Origin of the sequence: Burkholderia sp. GbtcB21 (assembly GCF_019091065.1) — a bacterium.
Classification (GTDB): domain Bacteria; phylum Pseudomonadota; class Gammaproteobacteria; order Burkholderiales; family Burkholderiaceae; genus Burkholderia; species Burkholderia pyrrocinia_C.
On the sequence record NZ_JAGXKA010000036.1, the window covers coordinates 1 to 17,612 of the forward strand.

Sequence of the window (17,612 nt, forward strand, 5' to 3'; positions counted from 1 at the left end):
GTTGTTGGTACGTTCTCTTTGCCATTCGCGGACATTACCGGATAGCGAGAGTGTTGCACTTCAGATTTGAGGCCGGCATTCTTCCGCTCCTGATTTATATTCGCATTCCTTATTGTTTTGCAAAATTCTCCGACCGCTTGCCGCTTCGAGCTTCTTTTCCCGTTGATTGTTTTCGTCGTGTCCGGCGAGCGCTTGCCGGGCACGTCGGCTAGGTAATGGCGCGGTTTCTGTCGCGCGGCGTACGTGCTGCTACGTCTTCCGGTTCGCGCCGCAGGATTGCCGGACGATCAGTGGCGCGATATCGCGCGTGTGCAGCCCGTCCGGCGAATCTCCCGCGATGATCCCGACCAGTGTGGCCGCCGCGTCGCGCCCTTCCTGGAACGGCTCGGTGCGAACTGTCGTCAGCGGGGGCGTCGCGAACGCCGCCAGCGGAATGTCGTCGTAGCCGACGATCGCGATGTCCTCCGGAATGCGCAGCCCGGCTTCGCGGATCGCCGCCATTGCGCCGAACGCGATCGTGTCGTTTCCGGCGAACAGGGCCGTCATGCGCGGCGAACCGGCGAGCATCGCGCGCATCGCGTCATAGCCGCTCTGCGAACTGTAATCGGCAAACGCGATCCATTCGGGACGCGCGTCCACGTGATGCATCGCCATCGCCTGCCGGAAACCGTCCAGACGATCGCGGACGACCTGATAGTCCTCCGACGCAAAGCCGATATGCGCGATCCGCTCGTGACCGAGCCCCAGCAGGTGTTCCGTTGCCTGCTGGGCGGCCGCGCGGTTGTCGACGCCGATGGCGCACACGGTGCGCTGCTCGGCCAGGTTCGAACCGAAGACGACGAGCGGGAACCCCTTCTCGGCCAGCTCATGCAGGTGCCCTTCGTCAAGCCGTCGCGGATTCAGGACGGCCAGGCCGTCGATGCGCCCGCTGTCCACGAGATCGAGGAACGCGCCGGGGCGGTCGGTCTCTTGCACGGGCTCGAGCATGACCTTGTAGCCGTGCGCATGGCACGCGACGCTGAGGCCGGCGAGAAAGCGCGGGAGATAGGCGTCGACATCGACATGCACGTGATCGCCATGCGGCATCAGAAGCGCGATCGTTTTCGTGGAGCCACTGGCCAGCGATCGGGCCATCGCATTCGGCACATAGCCGAGTTGCCTCGCAGCCGTCATCACGCGCTCGCGCGTTTCCTCGCTGATCCCCATGCCCGTTACGCCATTCAGCACGAACGACACCGTCGTGCGCGACACACCGGCAAGCTGGGCGACCTGGGTACTGGTTACGCGACTCACGACGCAATGCTCCTGATTCGATTTAGCTACAGATTGGAAGACTGGCGCAGGCAATCCCCGCCCCGGATCTATCGTCGACCCGAATATACCCGAGGCTGCCGGCGCAATCGTCACATCTCGCCCGACAGCCATCTAACGCGGTTTAGTATAGAGACGGCCGGCAACAGGTCAAGGAAACGAAATTGAGTGAATACCCTTAGGCCTGCGCATGGCCGCCGCACCGGTCGGCCGACGCGGCGTGCGCATGCGTCATGCATCCGCACGCTCTCCGGATCGCCGCTCAGGAGGACAGCGTTACCGCAATTTTCGTCACGCTCCAGTTCGGATCGCCGGTACTCATCCAGATCCCCGAGCCATCGCTGCCTCCGCAGGTCGGCACCCCGTTCGAATCGGATGCAAGTGCGTAGTATCCCGTCGATTGCGTGCCATTGGCCCAGGTCTGCGCGACCTTGCATTGCGTATTGCTGCCCTTCGACGGAAACTTCACGACCCAGCGGAACCCGCTTCTCGGCTGGGCGACGGGATCGGAATCGTAGGTGAAATCCGTCTCGATCGTGCCGTTCGCGGTCATCGTCTGTGCAATGCCCGCCTTGACCGTAATCGTGTTGCCGGCGTCATGGAAGTACAGCGGGATGTTGTTGACGGCGACGCTGTTGCCGGCCTGGAACGACGACGGAAGACGGGCGAGCGTGACGAGCTTCTTGTTGGGCGCATCGAAATCGAGACCCAGCACCTTCGTGATCACATCGGAAATCATCGCGAACGCGACTTCAGGATAGCCCGTGACGCCGTGGCCGGATTCCCACGACGCAAGCCGCGTCAGCCATTTCCATGCCATATCCGGCTGGTTCGCGTTGTAGAACGCCGTCGGCAGATAGGTATGCGACTCGATGCCCGGATACTCGAGGCCGTGTGCCTGATAGAGCGCTTCCGACTGGGTATCGACGTAGTTCGCCTGGTTCGTCAGTTTCCCCGCATCGGTAATCACGCCCTTGTAGAGCGGGAAGAGATTGGGCTCCTGCGCGTAGTAGTCGTAGTACTGCAGGCTCTGGTAATTCGACGCGTTGTACGTCGTGCTCGTCGTGCCGACGAGCCCCACCGAGAAATGCTGTACGGCCGGCAGATACCAGTCGCCGTTGAAACTCGTCGACAGCGTGCCGAACCGGGTCGTCACGTTGGTCGCATCGCCTTGCGCGAGCAGCGACGGATACGCGGAAATCTCGCGGTAATAGGCAATCTCGCTTGCCGCCATATCGCCGCCCAGCAGGATCACGAGATTGCTCGGGAGGTTGTTGCCGCGGTCATACACGAATTCGTTGTAGGTCGCCGTCTCGCCGTTCGTCTGGGCCCGTGCCATCCGGAAACCCTCGGCGTTGACGTAGCTGTTGTTGCTGACGTTGGTAAAGCCGTCGTTGAGGTTGTTCGTATAGTTCGTGAAATCCGCACCCAGATAGCGGCTGTCCGCGGTCAACCGGTACATCCTCGCAATGTTCTCGCCGATCTCGAACGGCGCCGGCGATTCGTCGTTCTGCTCGTACACCGTGCCGTTCGCGCCGATGGCCCAGTAAGGCGCCATCGCGCCGCCGTTGTCGTGCATCAGCGTCACGAAGTGATCGGCCATCTGGTAGTTCTGTTCGTAGAAGCCGAGGTAGTACGCGCCGGTCGCCTGATGGACATAGTCCCGCGAATAGTAGGCGCAACGATTCTGCAGACCCGCGAGATAACCCGGCTGCAGATCCCGGGCCGACGACGGGCAACGCACGTCGCTCGATGCGCTCGGCCAGCCGAGGCCGGCCGGCTGCGGCGTGCTGAAGAAACTCCAGTTGTCGGCCACGAAGTTCAGCTTGCGGGCTTCGACGACCGCCTGGTTGAATGCCGTGGCCAATGCCGCGGCGGAATTCGCGGAATCGGAACTGCTGGCATGCGCCGTCAGTTCGCCATTGTCGACCGCAACCGCGGCATTCAGCACCGCGACGGAACGCGCAACCGGATTGTCCGATTGCCCGTTGCATCCGAACAGGAATACGCTCGCGGCAACGGCCGCCAGCACGCGCAGCCGATGGGGCGCGGTTCCGCCATCGGCGCCCGGACCGCTTGCAAAGCGCTTGAGATTCATGCGCGCTCCCGCGCGCCCCGTAGAACGGACATCCATCGTGAGTCTCCTTGCGTAGTTGACAAGCGCAATCCGGCGCTCCCGGTACGGCTCACCTTCTCCTCCGCTCGTCCACGGAGAATGATTTGCAGTTCGAATCAAAACGACGGCATGAGCCGGTGCCGGGAACGACACGCTGGCCCGGTCAACACATGCCGGAGCAATATCGAGCCGAACTCCGATGCAGGATACTAACTCGTATTAGTTGTGAGGCGAAATAAAAGCTCCGGCCAAAATGTGCACATTCATGCGCAATGAACAGCAACGACGCAGGATGTTTTCGACTTGGAGCTTCAGCGGCTAATTCGTGTTAGTTTAGTGTCTCACGTGATCAAGTCAAGGTCGGTCGATCCTAGGTGTTTCCCTAGGATTCGGTCGTTTTGGCCGCCGGTGCTTGCGTGTCAGGAATCGATCCGCTATGGCATCGAATAGCGAACCATTGCTGCGCGGTACAGCGGTGCTTCATGCACTGACACAATCGCGCCCCCGTCACCTTCGTCTTCCGGTGTTGAAATTCTTAGATACTGCTAATGGTGTCTGCGAGTCACTCTCGATGTCGATTCCGGACGTCGAACTGCGGTCATATCAGACGCCTCTGCCACGGCGACCGCGTGGTCCCACAATGCGCAGCGTCGACGTCACCGCACTCAACCCGATGCCCACGCCCATGCACACGAGCCCGAGGTCCTGGAGCCTCCCCCCTTGGAACACGAGCTTCAACAACGCGCCCGCCCCGAGCGCAGCCGCGGCATAAGCGAACTGTCGACCGTACTGAACCTGCCAGCCTTCGCGCACTAGCTCCGCGACGGTCCGGACGAACGGTTCGCTCCGGCGCTGCTCCTCATCGCGCAGCGCGCGCAAGTCTAGCGTGCGATCCGCCTCGGCAAACGTGCGCGGCCTCGCTCGCCATTCGACAATGGCATGGCGGGCGAACGACTCGGACGGTACACCCTCGAGGTCACGCCAATGCACGGTGGGCACTCCGTACGCCGAAAGCAGGCGTTGCGTGAGCGCGGGGTGAGGCACTTGCTGGAGATAACGGCCATCCAGGATCGCGAACCACTCTTCCCGTTCATTCGCTGGCTTGACGAGGATAAGCCGCTCCGGCGTCGGATAGCCGCGCCGCGTCACCCATGCGGCAATCGCTGATTCCCCGTGCATCCGCATGAACGCGACTCGATGCTTGCCTTCGTGCGCCCAAACAATCCCCAGCGGTTCCAGCTACTGGTAATCGGCACGCTCAAGCCCTGATACATCGAAATCGCGTGCGTAGCGCGCCCGCCGGCGCGCAATATCGTCACCGCGAATCGATTCCGGCCGCCCATTGATGTTGGCTCCGAGGACCAGCGTGGGATCGACAAATGCGCGAAATGGCCGGTCGACGGCCGTGCTATGGCCCAGAAACGGGACGATGCGCTCAATGAACTCTCGGCCGTCAAACGCGCACGTGCCGGTTGGACTGCCAAACCAGTCGTTGAGAAACGGCTGTCCGGTCGGCGTACGACTGAAGCGGTCCAGCGCGAGCTTGAGCTCAGCAAGTTCGCGGGCGATTGCCTCGAGCTCGCGAGGCACGTTGAGCGCAAGCGTGACAGGTGGCGCATCGGATGCGCCCGGTGGCTGCAAAATCGGGGCGAAGGTGCTCATCGCAGATCAGGCCTCCGGATTCGGCATGGTGCCAAGCGTCAGCGGCAACGGATCGTCTGGCACGAGAAAGGTCCCGGTCACCGTACCGGCGACGCCATCCAGATCCGGGAAAAGCACCGCCCGGTTAATCCCAGCCGTCTGCAGTTGGCGGCGGATCGCACCAAACACGGCCGCTGGTATCCGCACGTAGCCGAGGCGTTTCTTGTAAGTCTGATTCGTGTCCAGAGACACAACTGCATGCCGAGCCCGTCGGGCTTCCCGCGATGGACGCTAAACCAGCCATCCTGCGCTGCGATGCGGCGCGACACATGGCGCGGCTTGAGAATCTTCGTTTCACCGATGTGCAGTGGATCCTGGCGTTCTTCGTCTGAAATCACGTCCGCCTCATCGCAGGCCAGCATCCAAACAGCTGCAGCAGGAGGCACCTGCCCCTCCGCGGGCTCGTCGGAGGGCTGCTTGATCGCAAACCACAGCGCTGCAAGCGCACTGCCAGACCAGTCGAGCAGTCGCGTCGGCATCGCGTGGTGCTGCGCGATCGCCAACCAGTCGACTTCGGCGAGGTCGAGGGTCGACTCCAGATAAGGAATCGCTCGCTGCTTGAACTCCGCCAGCATGCGCGCCTCGGTGGTCGGCGTCGTGCGCACGTGTCGTGCAATGCTGGGCTTGAGAAGCCAGTTCTCGCTCCTCTGTCCGCGAAACAGATGGATGTTGTAGCCGAGGTCAGGCGTTCCCGAAACCCATCGGTCTACGTACTGCAGGAAGGTCGCGAGGTCACCCGCTTCGCCGAGATACTGAGCGGTCCGGTTTTTGATGTTGGTGGTCAGCATAGGTCCGGTAGGTCAGGCTGCGTCGACAAAAAGGATGGATCGGCCAGTCATTACGACTCGCCTAGATCATCGAGACGGGCACGTGCTGCCGCAATCGATTGGTGCAGCTTCGCCTGTAGCGTCTCGCGTGGCGGGAGCACCGTGAGGTACTCGGCGACGTGAATACCGCTTTTGCCGAGCTCGAGCAATTCGATTTGTTCTTGTTTTTTGCCAGCACACAGTATGATGCCGATCGGCGGCGCTTCATCCGGCTCCTGCTCGTGCTTCGCGAGCCAGCGTAAGTACAGCTCCATCTGACTCTTATACTCGGCCTTGAAGGATCCGAGCTTCAGTTCGATGGCAACCAGACGTTTGAGCTTGCGGTTGTAAAACAGCAGGTCGAGATAGAAGTCGTCGTCGTCGATTGGCAACCGCTTTTGGCGGGCAACGAACGTGAAGCCGAGGGTCGGCCGGGATTCGTGAAATTTTCGCCAAAATCACCTTAATGCCATGATTCAAAATGGGAATTTCAATTTTCGATCAGGCTGCATAGGCCGCGAGGTTTTTCAGATCCGTGGGCATGGTCGCAGCCCAAGTGCGGTCTCAGTAAGCGCTCTGACCAGCGTCGGCGATGGTGCCCATTGGCCACCCTGCACCTTGAAGCGTGCCGTCGCATCGACGACTTTCGTGCCTCGCGCGTCGTTCCGTGCGCTACCGGACAGAATGGCTTCACCGCGCGAGGAGGCGCGTTCCATGATCTGACCGACATCGAGAGCTCCGTTGGCATCGAGGGTGACGATCATGAAGTCCTGGTGGACGACTCGCGTCGGAATGCGATTCGCAAGCTCGATGGTCAGGTTTGCGATCCGCACGCGTTGGCCTGCGAAGGCCGGCAGGCGGTGGCTGTCCGGGTGCCCAAGCATCTGCCAGTAACGACTGCTGAGCCGACAGATGTCATCTTCCTTCGTGATCAGAAACGTTCGAATCGAGTATCCCATCCCCAAACCTTGGTCGTTGCAGCGGCGCATTCGCGAGCTCGTTCGTCACCAGCCTGCCTCATTTGCGCCAATTTGCGATCGGCGCGCTCATACTTTAGACCTTACGCGCCTCGAATGCCCGATCGAACTGCCGGGCTCGCTGTACCTCATCGCTGTGCAGATAGGTCGTATGCGGTCCATGAACGACGCCCCTCAGAGAAGGCGGCGGAGTGTGTGAGGTGTGGTAACGCTGCGGGTCAGCGGAGCTCAGCAGGCATTTTCCAAGGCAGCAGCGCGTCGTAATCGTCGACTGTCTTCGCCAGGGGTAGATGTTGGAACAGCCAGGTGAGGTATCGGTACGGATCGATGCCATTGGCCTTGCAGGTTTCGACGAGCGTATAGAGGTTGGCGCTCGCGTTTGCACCATCGACGGTGTCGGAGAACAACCAGCCGCGGCGCCCGACGCAGAACGGGCGAATCGCGTTTTCGCAGGGATTGTTGCTGATAGGCCAGCTGCCGTTCTCGACGTAGCGGACCAGCTTCGGCCACTGCTCGCGCAGGTAGGTCAGTCCCTTGCCGAGCAAGCTTTTCGGTACGACGTCGGGCGACTGTTCGAGCATCAGTGCGTGGATGATGTCGAGTACGCGTGCGCTATATCGTCGTCGCAACCGCTGTCGTCGTTCGGTCGCCCACGTCTCACTCCGAGATTCCGCGGCGAACAGCTTGCCGATCAACTTGATGAAGCGCGTCGCAAGCAGATCGGGGGTTCGGGCAGCCTTCGGTACGCTGTCTTCCGCTTTGACGAAGTACCGCCTCACGTGAACCCAGCATCCAAGGTGCACGAGTCGGTGACGCTGAGCGATGTCGTTGTAGGGCTCGTAGCCATCGGTCATCATGACCGCGCCCTCGCGGATCCCGGTGAACAGCTTGTCGGCCAGCTTGGTGCCGCGTCCCGGTGTATAGGTGAAGCAGCGGATGGGAACGCCCGAACCAGTCATCTGCGCCCAGAGGTAGCTCGTCGTTTGTGGTCGACGACCTTCTTCCTTCAGCACTTGGAGCGTCGTCTCGTCGCAGTAAATCAGCTCGGCGTCGAGCAACGCGTCACGCATCAGGTTGATCACGGGCTGCGTCGCGAGGCCCACGCGCACCATACTCGCGGCAATCGTGTTCGACGAGATGTCGCCGCCGAAGCGACGCAGCAGACCGGCCTGGCGATATAGCGGCATGCCGAACTGGTACTTGCCGGTGGCGATCCACGCGAGCGCCGATTCGCTCAACAGTCCACGAGGGATGATGCGCGGCGGCGCCGGCGTCACCTTGATGCCGAGATCGCAGCACGGACACGCATATTTGACGCGCTGGTGCTGGATCACGCGAAGCTGCTCCGGGATCACGTCGAGCTGCTCGCTGATCTCAACGCCGAACTCGACGAGCGCATGACCGTCATTCGTGCAGAAGCGTTCGGCTTCGGGCAGCTCGTGCCGCACGACTTCGCGTGGCAGGTTGGGATCGAGCGGCTTGCGATGACCGCGCTTCTTGCGAGTGTGCGCAGCGACCGTCGATTCCGGAGTGTCTTCCTCTGCGGGCGTCGCGTTCGTGCCGAGCGCCTCGGCTTCGTTGAACAGGCCGAGTTGATCCGAATCCCGTGCCTCGCTCTTCGCACCGAACAGTTCGCGGCGGTAAGCGCGCAGTCGTTCCTCGGCGAGATCACGTTCCGCCGTCACGAGACGCACGATACTGCGCAGTTCGTCTCGCTCTTGCTGAAGCGCTGTGTGCTGCTCACGTATCGCGAGCAGCGCGGCAAGTTCGTCGGCGGTGAGGGTGACCTGGATCGGCATGCCGATTCGACAAACATGCCAATCCCGCGTTCAACTGACGCGACGATATTCGCGCTTCGGATGCCGCTGGATCGTGGTAATGTCGTCACCGCCGAGCAACGCGTGTAGCAGGTCTGTCGTCATCGTCACGACTTCGGTTTTCTTGTCTGGCCAGGTGAAGCGATCGACCTCGAGGCGTTTCATCAGCAGCCAGAAGCCGTTCCCATCCCAGCCGAGGATCTTGATCCGATCACGACGCCGATTGCCGAACACGTAGAGCGAAGCATCCATCGGGTTCAGTCGCATCGACTGTTCGACGAGAATCGACAGGCTGTTCATGCCGTAGCGGAAGTCGACAGGATCGCGGTGCAGGTAGACCTTCAAGCCTTCGTCGAACCGGAACACGGCATCCTCCCCAGGATATGAACCAAGGTCGTCAGTTCGTCGACGGTCGCGATAGCCTTGCCCAGTTCGAGTTCGACACCGTTGGATAGACGCACTTGCAACGCGAGCGTCATCGGTGCTGATGGCGGTGTGGGCGATGTCAACGACGGCGCCGAAACGACCGGCACGAACGTAGATGGTGGTGCCGTGGTCGAGATGCGTTTGAGCGAACCCGGGAGATCGATTGCCACACCATCGATCACCTCGACGGCGGGCGGCAAATCGCACCTGTCAGCGTCGTTATCTTGCGACGCCGGCACGAGGCCTTTCTCGCGCTCCATCAGATATTTCGAAATCCACTTGCGTAGCAGGTTGGCATTGATCCCGTGCTCCTGCGCCAGGCGAGCCACCGACACGCCCGGGCGTAACGCCGCCTCGACCAATCTGCGTTTGCCCTTCTCGTCGTAGCGGCGACGGCCGTCGCTGTTTTGACGAACTACTCTCAACTCTGAGTCTTTGTCAGCCATAGGTGTCCACCTCCCAAATAGGTGGACACCTATGCTCCTCGCTCAGAGCGTCGTTGGGTGTAAGCGTGGAGCCGATACCGTCTTGACGGCGTGAGTTACCGGTTTCCCCAACGATTGGATGCCATGCGCAGCAGCGTGGCATTGGCCGCACGCAGATCGAACCGATCGGCATCGAAGCCGGGGCCAACCCAGTTTCGGTAATGTTCTGCCTCTTCGCTATTCGGATCGTTAGATAGCGTGTTCAGGAACGCGTCGTAGCCAGGCGGGCCGCCCACATCTTCTGGCGGGCACGCGCGAGCACCATCGATGACCTGGGCCGCGCCCCACGGTTCGCTTTCAACGATTTCCACTTTCTCAACGACGATGGCGTGATCCCACCCGTCCCCGAAGTCGTACCGGTAGAGGAAGCGTGAGCCAGGTTTCAGGACCTTCTGCAGTCGAACCTTGCGGTCATCGGCGGTCGTGCCCGGATCGGCGAAGTCCAGCACGTCATCGACCTCGAACATGGCGTAGGTCATGCCGTCGATCAGGAAGTCGTGCAGGTGGGAGTCTTCCCAGCCGAAGGCCGCCTGCAGGATATGGTGCAGCTTGCGCAGTGACTCGGTTCCTTCGACCTCGAGCCGGCGCCAGATGGGCGGCTCGATGTGTTGAAGCTGCACGTGCAGGGTAAAGCGCTGGAACGATTTCGCCATCTGATCTCCGGGGAACGGGAAGCCAGCGGCATTATCGCCTTACGATGCCGGGGTGGTCATTTTCCAGGGCAGCAGGCCTTCGACCTGGTTGATCGGATGGTCTGCAATGCGCGCAAGCACGGCGCGCAGATACGCCTCGGGATCGATGCCGTTGAGCTTGGCCGTCCCGATCAGGCTGTAGATCGCGGCAGCACGCTCCCCACCTGAGTCCGCGCCGGCGAACAGGTAGTTTCGGCGCCCGATAGCCACTCCGCGCAACGCGCGCTCGACCGGCAGGTTATCGATTTCGAGATGCCCGTCGTCGCAGTAGCGCGTGAGCGCTTCCCACCGATTCAGCGCGTAGAGGATCGCCCGACTCGTGTCGGATTTGCGCGAGAGCGTCTCCAGTGTGGCGCTCAGCCACCCATGGAGTTGATCGAGCAAGGGCCTGGCGCGAGTTTGTCGGTGCGCTCGCCGCTCATCGGGCGGTTTGCCACGGATCTGCTCTTCGACCTTGTAGAGCGCGCCGATACGTTCCAGCGCCTCGGTGTTCAATGCATTTGGGCGAGCCGCATGCAATTCGTAGAACTGCCGCCGTGCATGGGCCCAGCATGCTGCTTCGGCAACGCGTCCCGTTTCGTAAATCGCTTGGTAGCCGCCGTAGGCGTCGGCCTGCAACGTGCCATTGAACGATTCGAGATGCTGCTGCGGATGAATGCTCTTGCGGTCCGGCGTATAGGCAAACCAGACGGCCGGCGGAGTGGCGTCGCTGGACGCCCGATCGTCACGCACATACACCCACAGGCGTCCGGTTTTGGTCTTGCCGTTCCCTGGCGCAAGCACCGGCACTGGCGTATCGTCGGCATGGAGCTTCGTCGCCGCCATGACGTGGCGACGCAGTGCGTCGACGAGCGGTTGCAGCAGCGCCGCAGTGTGACCAACCCACTTCGCCAGCAGCGAGCGATCCAGCTCGACACCTTCCCGCGCATAGATCACCGACTGCCGGTAGAGCGGCAGGTGATCCGCGAACTTCGCGACCAGTACGTGAGCCAGCAGTCCCGGGCCAGCCATGCCTCGCTCGATGGGACGGCTCGGCGCAGCAGCCTGGGCGATGTAATCGCAGCATGAACATGCCAGCCTCGGCCGCACATGGCGGATGACCCGGAAGCTCGCCGGCACATACTCGAGTTGTTCGGCGACGTCCTCGCCAAGCTGCTTCATCGGCGCACCGCACGCCGTGCAGGTTTCACGTGATTCGGGCCAATGGATCTGGATCTCGCGCGGCAGGTGATCCGGCAACGGCTTGCGTTGTACCTGTTCCGGTGCCGTGCGTGGCGTCCTGGGAATCTCGATGGGGGCAGCGCCTTCGTCGGCCTCGAGTTCTTCCAGACGCAGCTCGAGCTGTTCGATCTGGCGGTCCAGTTTCTCCGAGCGGCGGCCGAACTGCATGCGGCGCAGCTTTGCGATCAGCAGCTTGAGATGCTCGATCTCTGCCTTGTCGGTTGCCGTCGCCGCCTTGTGCGATTCGACCACGTCTTCCAGATGCCCGATGCGGACATCGCGCTCGAGCAGTAGAGCCTTGAGCGCTTCGATGTCGTCCGGGTACGGGTTCGCCGTCGTCATGCCCGCAGTCTACGCGTCGGTGGGCGGGTTTACAACGCTGAGGTCGGCGCCGCCGTGCGCACCGGCTGCCGCCAGTCGATGCCTTCCAGCAACATGGACAACTGCGCCTGGCTCAAGCTGACGACGCCCCCATCCGCACGCGGCCAGACAAAGCGGCCGCGTTCAAGCCGTTTCATCAGCAGACACATGCCGTCGCCGCTCCACCACAGCACCTTGATCAGATCGCCGCGTCGGCCGCGGAACACAAACACGTGTCCGCTGAACGGGTCCCGCTCGAGCACGGTCTGCACCTTCGCGGCCAGGCTATTGAAGCCGGAACGCATATCGGTCACACCAGCAGCCAGCCACACCCGCGTCCCAGCGGGAAGGCCCAGCATCACGAACCCACCTCCAGCAAGCTCGTCAGCACAAGCCGCAGGACATCAGACTCCGGCTTGTCTTCGAAACACACGCGTACGCCACGACATTCGATGACCAGCCCGGATGATCTGACCGGTTCCGGTATCGGCGGTGATGCCATCTGAACAGGCAGGAATAATTCAACTGGCGCGGATGCGGACGTCGCCTCTTGCTCCTGATCCCGACGCCACTTCGACACGAGATTCGCGTTCAACCCATGCGCGCGTGCAACTTCCGCCAGTGAACGGGTCGGGTCTCGTGTTTCCGCCACGACCTGCGTGCGAAACTCATTCGTGTAATTCTTGGAGCCTCGTCGGCGGCCCTGCGCCTTGATTTCCATTTTTTCTGGTTCCCACTACATTCCGGTGGGAACCAGATTGCCGCCTATGAACCTTCATGAACAGACGGTGCTGGGGAAGCGCTTACCTTAATTGCCGAGTCGGTTGATGTGCTCGCGCCGGTACGCCGGCAGGCAGAACCAGCGTCCGGATCACGCGTCCGAGTTCAAGAAACACGAAATAGAGTGCATTCTGCGTGTTCTCCGAGCCGCGGCGGCGCTAGATCGTCGACGGCGTCATCTCGCCGGCCTTGACGCGGGCGCGAGCCCCCGCGTGACCTCAGTCTTCGCGCCGATTCCGCTCGCGCGCGCTCCGACGCCGATCAAATCGGCGCGCTCGAATCGCCCAATATCGGTTGTTTCCCCGACGCGCGATTCCCGGCCGCTTGAAATAATCGCGCTGCTGAATGATCGGCGTAACAGCTGCCGAAGCCGCTCGGTCGGCGCACCCATCGTGATGCGAATCGCGATCGCCCCGTCACCGGGATAGCGCCTAACGCTCGCCCAAGAGGAACCACCGAACAAGCCAACGAATTCATCGAACACCGGCACCGGACGTCGCTGACGCGAAACCGCTCGCTTAGTCGAACGTAGCGGCTGTCCGGCGCGGCGCGTCTCGTGCACGGCCGCCGCCGAGCACACGTTTCGCATCCATGCGCACGCGCCGATTTCGCCCGCATCGCGGTACGTCACCGAACAACGATTGTCATCATGCATATCTCTCTTTCGTACTCCAATGCGAACATCAGGCGAAGTGCGTACGAAGTGCCTCAGGTCACGCACCGCGGCTCGCCGTTGACGCTCGATGCGTATGCGCCGCCGGCGCCCAGTCCGCGCCAGAGCGCACCGCATCTGTCGGCTGCGCCGGACGCGACGCACCCGCGTGGCTTCACGCCGCCCGCCGACACGCCGACGTGGTCCGGCACCGCAAGCGTGCGCTTCGACTTCAACGACGGCTGCCGCGTGCTGTTGCCGGACGGAGACTGGACGGTGCGCCTGCGCGATACACACACCGATATGCCGCTATTTGATACGCAGATCGGCGCGGGCGTCGTGACCAGTACGAGGAAGCATTTCGTGCCGTTCCTGATCGAGATCGACGCGGGCGGCAAGCGCGTCTTCAGGCATCAGTTCGACGCGCACGGCAAGCCCGTGCTTATTCAGTTCGAGGCGGGCCGGCTTGGCGAGGCGCTCGGCTGGTTCGGCTATGCAGTGAAATTCCAGCGACAACACCGCTGCAAGCTAACGTGCTCGATGCCGGCGCCGCTGATCTCGCTGCTCAAACCGGGCTATCCCGAAATCGAGTTCACCACGCCCGAATCCGTCAAGTCCGAGTGCTACTACGCGACATACCGGCTCGGGCGCTTTTCCGGCGACGAAGCGCGCGTGTACCAGCCAAGCGCGCCGCAACTCGTCGGCGTGCACCGCAGCGCCGCTTACATGCTCGGCGTCGATCCGCGCGAGGCGCCGCCGCGGATCGAGCTCGCCGACGATAGCCGGCCGTTCGCGGGCCGCTATATCTGCATCGCAGCGCAAAGCGCGCTGCGCTGCGCGCGTTGGGAACGACCCGGCGGCTGGCGGGAATTGCAGCGGTTCTTGACGGCGGCCGGCTATCGGATCGTCTGCGTCGATTCGCCTTCGCCTGAGGTCGCCGACGAAAGCAGCGCGCTCACACAGACCGCACACGTTCTTCCACCCGACACGACCTGGACCGAGCGCGCGCGGTGGCTTCGGCATGCGGCGTGCCTGATCGGTGTGCCCGGCGATCTCGCGTGGCTCGCATGGGCGGTCGGCGCGCCCGTCGTGCTCATCAGCGGATTCACACATCCGGTCAGCGAGTTCGACACGCCGTACCGCGTAATCAACTCCCATGCGTGCAACAGTTGCTGGAACGACGCGAGTGCCAACTTTGACGATGCCGATGCGTCGGCGTGCCCGCGCCACGCGGGGACATTGCGCCAGTTCGAATGTGCGCGGCTCGTGAGCTGCGCGCAAGTCAAACACGCTGTCGTTCGACTGCTGGAAGCGTCCGCGCCACCCTGCTCACCGGATAGAGCCCACGCCCCTCTCGACTAAACCCGCGTTACCACCAATCGATATGCACTCCAACGCTTCTTCCACACATTCGCCTGACGCCCCCAAGACTCGTCTTGTCGCAACCACGCTTTGTCGGGCACTCGCGGCCATTTCCCTCGGGCTGTCGATGGACGCCGAGGCGAGTCTCCCAACGCCGCCTCCCCCGCCGCCGCTGCCGGGCACGCTGGGAAAAGGCGGCGCGGGCACGAGCATGCCGACCAAGACCGGCCTGCTGAAAACGCTCAACCAGTTGTCCGACAGGCTTCAGAACAACCTGCGTGTCACCGAGGACGTAGCCAACAGCGTGACCGAGCTCATCAGCAACGCCATCAATCTGACGTCTGATCAGAACGGTGACTTCTCCGGACGGTCGGCGATGCCGATCGAGGTGGCCGCGAACGCCGCGCTGAGGTCGCTGAAGAAAAGCTCAGACGACGCCGGCGACGTCGCCGCGACTTACCTGTCCCCCGACGCGATCGACAAGCTGCGCCAAGATTTCGGGAATACGATCAAGAAGCTGGAATCGGGCCAACCTCCGAAACCGCAATCTCGGCAGACGCCGTCGAATTCGACGGCCCACAAGCCGACGCCGCCGAATACGTCGATGCCCGGCCAACCTGTCCATGATCCCAAGACCGGCACGGGCGCGCCCGCCGCATCGTCCCACTCCATCGCAAACGATTTTGCGTCAAGCGGCGCGTTCGTCGTCGGCAACGAAGCAACCGCCATCGGCGCGAACGCGGTCGCGTTCGGCCAGCAATCGACCGCAGTTGGCGCACGCGCGATCGCGGCCGCGCACGATTCGATCGCGCTTGGCTCGGGTTCCGTCGCCGAGCGCGACGGAACCGTGTCCGTTGGCAGAAACGGACACGAACGCCAGATCACCCACGTCGCATCCGGCACCGAGGCCACCGACGCCGTCAACGTCACGCAGCTGCGCGCGGCGATGTCGAACGCGAACGCATACACGAACCAGCGCATCGGCGATCTTCAGAAGAGCATCGCCGACACCGCGCGCGACGCGTATTCCGGCGTCGCCGCGGCAACCGCGCTGACGATGATTCCCGATGTCGACCGCGACAAGACGTTGTCGATCGGCGTCGGCGGTGCGGTCTACAAGGGCTATCAAGCCGTCGCGCTCGGCGGCACCGCGCGCATCAGCGAAAACCTAAAGGTGCGAGCTGGCGTCGCGATGAGCGCCGGCAGCAATGCCGTCGGCGTCGGCATGAGCTGGCAATGGTGAGGTCGGACGGAATTCGTGGAGGCCAACGGGTTAAGCAGCGATCTGTTTCAGATAGAAGCGCTGCGTGAATGACCTGAGGCGTTTCTTGTAGCCATTTGGCAAGTGAGTTCTCTTTTATCCTAGTCTTACTGTGTCAATAAATTCATGCCACTATAGGAACTTCTTCATCCACGGCGTGAGGCATGATGGACTGGGAGACGTCATTCGAGGTGTATCTGGAACATTTGTGTGAAGCACTTGGGCATAACGATCGCGAATCAGGTTTGAGGGGTTATTGCCAAGGGCTAATGCTGCCAATTCGGCGCAAGAGTGTCGAGCCGCTGGCGGCACATCTGGAACCGGAGCATGTGAGCGCGCGGCACCAATCGCTGCATCATTTCGTGGCGAAGTCGGAATGGTCTGATACAGCGCTGCTCGAGCAGGTGCGGCGCTGGGTGCTGCCGCACATGGACCCGGCTGACGGGTTGTACTGGATCATCGACGACACGGGATTTCCCAAGAAGGGCAAGCATTCAGTCGGCGTCGCGCGGCAATACTGTGGTCAGTTGGGCAAGCAGGACAACTGCCAGGTGGCGGTAAGTCTGTCTGTGTCGACGGACGACGCGAGCCTACCGGTGTCGTATCGACTGTATCTGCCACGCGAATGGAGCGACGATCCCGCACGGCGACAGAAGGCCGGCGTGCCCAAGGAAATCGAGTTTGCAACGAAACCGGCGATTGCAACCGGGCAGTTGTGCGAAGCACGGCAAAGCGGCGCTCCCGACGGTATCGTGTTGGCCGATGCGGGCTATGGAGACGACACCTTGTTTCGCGAGTCCGTCAGCGAACTGGGGCTGCAGTATGCGGTGGGCATTCGCTCGAATACGCGCGTATGGGCGCCGGGCACGGCTCCTCTACAGCCCGAGCCCTCCGCGGGCAAATCGGGCCGGCCGCGTAGCTTGTTACGGCGCGCGCCGGGACATGAGCCGATCGGAGTCAAGGATCTGGCCTTGACGCTCGATGCCTCGCGCTATCGCAACGTGATATGGCGCGAAGGTACGTGCGCCGCGCTCAGTTCGCGCTTTGCCGCCGTGCGCGTGCGTGCTTCACACCGCGATTACTGGCGCTCCACACTGCGCGATGAGGAATGGCTGCTGATCGAATGGCCCGAGGGTGATGCAGAGCCACTCAAATATTGGCTCTCGACTTTGCCCCCAGACACAACGCTCGAACGTATGGTTCATGTCGCCAAGATGCGCTGGCGTATCGAGCGGGACTATCAGGATCTCAAGCAGGAATTCGGCCTGGGACACTTCGAGGGACGCGGCTGGCGTGGGTTCCATCACCATGCCTCATTGTGTATTGCTGCCTATGGGTTTCTTGTTGCTCAACGCCTCATTCAAGGCGACAGTAAAAAAAACTCTGCGATCCGCGACCCATTTGCCTTACCCTCGGATTACGTTCCACGCGGGTCCCCAGCGCGCGCAGCGCCACGTGGCTGATTCCATCACCACGCTGCGCTGGCGTATCGCTGCATACATCGCGTGCAGGCTCCAGCGATGTCCGTTTTGTTCAGCGTTCAATGCTGATTTATTGACACAGTAAGACTAGGGAATCACTGATTAATAGGCGATCACGCGAGGTTATCGACGACGCGGGCGTGGCAAGGCTGAATGCCGAAGCG

At 62.0% G+C, this 17,612-nt stretch carries 18 protein-coding genes and 1 pseudogene; 4 read left to right on the top strand and 15 right to left on the bottom strand.

What is annotated here, in order from left to right:
- The coding region (locus KVT39_RS35465; RefSeq protein ID WP_217591298.1) for a hypothetical protein at nucleotides 1–212 on the top strand (212 nt) is incomplete at its 5' end.
- 37 nt (nucleotides 213–249) lie between these two features.
- On the opposite strand, the gene KVT39_RS35470 is transcribed toward KVT39_RS35465, so the two are convergent.
- The 15 genes and pseudogenes from KVT39_RS35470 to KVT39_RS35540 form a co-directional block, all read right to left on the bottom strand.
- A complete protein-coding gene (locus tag KVT39_RS35470) occupies nucleotides 250–1,407 on the bottom strand; it encodes a LacI family DNA-binding transcriptional regulator (RefSeq protein ID WP_368858963.1) in 1,158 nt (385 codons plus the stop codon).
- Nucleotides 1,408–1,573: 166 nt separating this feature from the next.
- Nucleotides 1,574–3,445 (bottom strand): hypothetical protein, encoded by a 1,872-nt coding sequence (locus tag KVT39_RS35475; RefSeq protein WP_217591300.1) that lies wholly within the window; start codon nucleotides 3,443–3,445, stop codon nucleotides 1,574–1,576.
- A gap of 585 nt (nucleotides 3,446–4,030) precedes the next feature.
- The gene (locus KVT39_RS35480; RefSeq protein ID WP_217591301.1) at nucleotides 4,031–4,612 is read right to left on the bottom strand and encodes a hypothetical protein; all 582 of its coding nucleotides are present in this window, start codon (nucleotides 4,610–4,612) and stop codon (nucleotides 4,031–4,033) included.
- Between the two features lie 54 nt (nucleotides 4,613–4,666).
- Nucleotides 4,667–5,089, bottom strand: a complete 423-nt coding sequence (locus KVT39_RS35485; RefSeq protein WP_217591302.1) for a hypothetical protein — start codon at nucleotides 5,087–5,089, stop codon at nucleotides 4,667–4,669.
- 77 nt (nucleotides 5,090–5,166) lie between these two features.
- Nucleotides 5,167–5,916, bottom strand: coding sequence for an FRG domain-containing protein (locus KVT39_RS35490; protein WP_254640771.1), 750 nt, complete (start codon nucleotides 5,914–5,916; stop codon nucleotides 5,167–5,169).
- A gap of 50 nt (nucleotides 5,917–5,966) precedes the next feature.
- Nucleotides 5,967–6,356 (bottom strand): annotated as a pseudogene (locus KVT39_RS35495) (PDDEXK nuclease domain-containing protein); the annotation flags it as partial.
- Nucleotides 6,357–6,461: 105 nt separating this feature from the next.
- Nucleotides 6,462–6,923 (bottom strand): hypothetical protein, encoded by a 462-nt coding sequence (locus KVT39_RS38215; RefSeq protein ID WP_253567505.1) that lies wholly within the window; start codon nucleotides 6,921–6,923, stop codon nucleotides 6,462–6,464.
- 206 nt (nucleotides 6,924–7,129) lie between these two features.
- Nucleotides 7,130–8,710, bottom strand: coding sequence for an IS66 family transposase (locus tag KVT39_RS35505; protein ID WP_217591303.1), 1,581 nt, complete (start codon nucleotides 8,708–8,710; stop codon nucleotides 7,130–7,132).
- A 30-nt stretch (nucleotides 8,711–8,740) separates the two neighbouring features.
- Nucleotides 8,741–9,094, bottom strand: a complete 354-nt coding sequence (gene tnpB / locus KVT39_RS35510) for an IS66 family insertion sequence element accessory protein TnpB (RefSeq protein WP_217591304.1) — start codon at nucleotides 9,092–9,094, stop codon at nucleotides 8,741–8,743.
- Nucleotides 9,070–9,600: a transposase gene (locus KVT39_RS35515; protein WP_217591305.1), complete on the bottom strand. Its 531-nt coding sequence runs from the start codon at nucleotides 9,598–9,600 to the stop codon at nucleotides 9,070–9,072. The genes tnpB (KVT39_RS35510) and KVT39_RS35515 overlap by 25 nt, the downstream gene beginning before the upstream one ends.
- A gap of 95 nt (nucleotides 9,601–9,695) precedes the next feature.
- On the bottom strand, nucleotides 9,696–10,292 hold the full coding sequence (locus KVT39_RS35520) for a plasmid pRiA4b ORF-3 family protein (protein ID WP_175769619.1): 597 nt from the start codon (nucleotides 10,290–10,292) through the stop codon (nucleotides 9,696–9,698).
- Between the two features lie 39 nt (nucleotides 10,293–10,331).
- Nucleotides 10,332–11,894: an IS66 family transposase gene (locus KVT39_RS35525; protein ID WP_217591306.1), complete on the bottom strand. Its 1,563-nt coding sequence runs from the start codon at nucleotides 11,892–11,894 to the stop codon at nucleotides 10,332–10,334.
- A 29-nt stretch (nucleotides 11,895–11,923) separates the two neighbouring features.
- Nucleotides 11,924–12,271, bottom strand: a complete 348-nt coding sequence (tnpB, locus tag KVT39_RS35530) for an IS66 family insertion sequence element accessory protein TnpB (protein WP_175769615.1) — start codon at nucleotides 12,269–12,271, stop codon at nucleotides 11,924–11,926.
- Complete coding sequence (locus tag KVT39_RS35535) at nucleotides 12,271–12,633, bottom strand: transposase (RefSeq protein WP_200095532.1); 363 nt, start codon at nucleotides 12,631–12,633, stop codon at nucleotides 12,271–12,273. The genes tnpB (KVT39_RS35530) and KVT39_RS35535 overlap by 1 nt, the downstream gene beginning before the upstream one ends.
- Nucleotides 12,634–12,867: 234 nt before the next feature.
- Nucleotides 12,868–13,347, bottom strand: coding sequence for a hypothetical protein (locus KVT39_RS35540; protein WP_217591307.1), 480 nt, complete (start codon nucleotides 13,345–13,347; stop codon nucleotides 12,868–12,870).
- On the opposite strand from KVT39_RS35540, the gene KVT39_RS35545 reads away from it, so the two are divergent.
- From KVT39_RS35545 to KVT39_RS35555, 3 genes are all read left to right on the top strand, one after another.
- Nucleotides 13,342–14,706, top strand: coding sequence for an autotransporter strand-loop-strand O-heptosyltransferase (locus tag KVT39_RS35545; protein WP_217591308.1), 1,365 nt, complete (start codon nucleotides 13,342–13,344; stop codon nucleotides 14,704–14,706). The genes KVT39_RS35540 and KVT39_RS35545 overlap by 6 nt on opposite strands.
- Nucleotides 14,707–14,728: 22 nt before the next feature.
- Nucleotides 14,729–15,949, top strand: a complete 1,221-nt coding sequence (locus KVT39_RS35550; RefSeq protein WP_217591309.1) for a YadA-like family protein — start codon at nucleotides 14,729–14,731, stop codon at nucleotides 15,947–15,949.
- Nucleotides 15,950–16,134: 185 nt separating this feature from the next.
- Complete coding sequence (locus KVT39_RS35555) at nucleotides 16,135–17,430, top strand: IS701 family transposase (protein ID WP_217591310.1); 1,296 nt, start codon at nucleotides 16,135–16,137, stop codon at nucleotides 17,428–17,430.
- The last annotated feature ends 182 nt before the right edge of the window (nucleotides 17,431–17,612 follow it).

Excerpts from the sequence above, each read along its gene's own strand:
- KVT39_RS35475 (WP_217591300.1), bottom strand. The coding sequence starts at position 3,445 with ATGGATGTCCGTTCTACGGGGCGCGCGGGAGCGCGCATGAATCTCAAG.
- KVT39_RS35480 (WP_217591301.1), bottom strand. The coding sequence starts at position 4,612 with ATGCGGATGCACGGGGAATCAGCGATTGCCGCATGGGTGACGCGGCGC.
- KVT39_RS35485 (WP_217591302.1), bottom strand. The coding sequence starts at position 5,089 with ATGAGCACCTTCGCCCCGATTTTGCAGCCACCGGGCGCATCCGATGCG.
- KVT39_RS35490 (WP_254640771.1), bottom strand. The coding sequence starts at position 5,916 with ATGCTGACCACCAACATCAAAAACCGGACCGCTCAGTATCTCGGCGAA.
- KVT39_RS38215 (WP_253567505.1), bottom strand. The coding sequence starts at position 6,923 with ATGCGCCGCTGCAACGACCAAGGTTTGGGGATGGGATACTCGATTCGA.
- KVT39_RS35505 (WP_217591303.1), bottom strand. The coding sequence starts at position 8,710 with ATGCCGATCCAGGTCACCCTCACCGCCGACGAACTTGCCGCGCTGCTC.
- KVT39_RS35515 (WP_217591305.1), bottom strand. The coding sequence starts at position 9,600 with ATGGCTGACAAAGACTCAGAGTTGAGAGTAGTTCGTCAAAACAGCGAC.
- KVT39_RS35520 (WP_175769619.1), bottom strand. The coding sequence starts at position 10,292 with ATGGCGAAATCGTTCCAGCGCTTTACCCTGCACGTGCAGCTTCAACAC.
- KVT39_RS35525 (WP_217591306.1), bottom strand. The coding sequence starts at position 11,894 with ATGACGACGGCGAACCCGTACCCGGACGACATCGAAGCGCTCAAGGCT.
- tnpB (WP_175769615.1), bottom strand. The coding sequence starts at position 12,271 with ATGCTGGGCCTTCCCGCTGGGACGCGGGTGTGGCTGGCTGCTGGTGTG.
- KVT39_RS35535 (WP_200095532.1), bottom strand. The coding sequence starts at position 12,633 with ATGGAAATCAAGGCGCAGGGCCGCCGACGAGGCTCCAAGAATTACACG.
- KVT39_RS35545 (WP_217591308.1), top strand. The coding sequence starts at position 13,342 with ATGCATATCTCTCTTTCGTACTCCAATGCGAACATCAGGCGAAGTGCG.
- KVT39_RS35540 (WP_217591307.1), bottom strand. The coding sequence starts at position 13,347 with ATGCATGATGACAATCGTTGTTCGGTGACGTACCGCGATGCGGGCGAA.
- KVT39_RS35550 (WP_217591309.1), top strand. The coding sequence starts at position 14,729 with ATGCACTCCAACGCTTCTTCCACACATTCGCCTGACGCCCCCAAGACT.
- KVT39_RS35555 (WP_217591310.1), top strand. The coding sequence starts at position 16,135 with ATGGACTGGGAGACGTCATTCGAGGTGTATCTGGAACATTTGTGTGAA.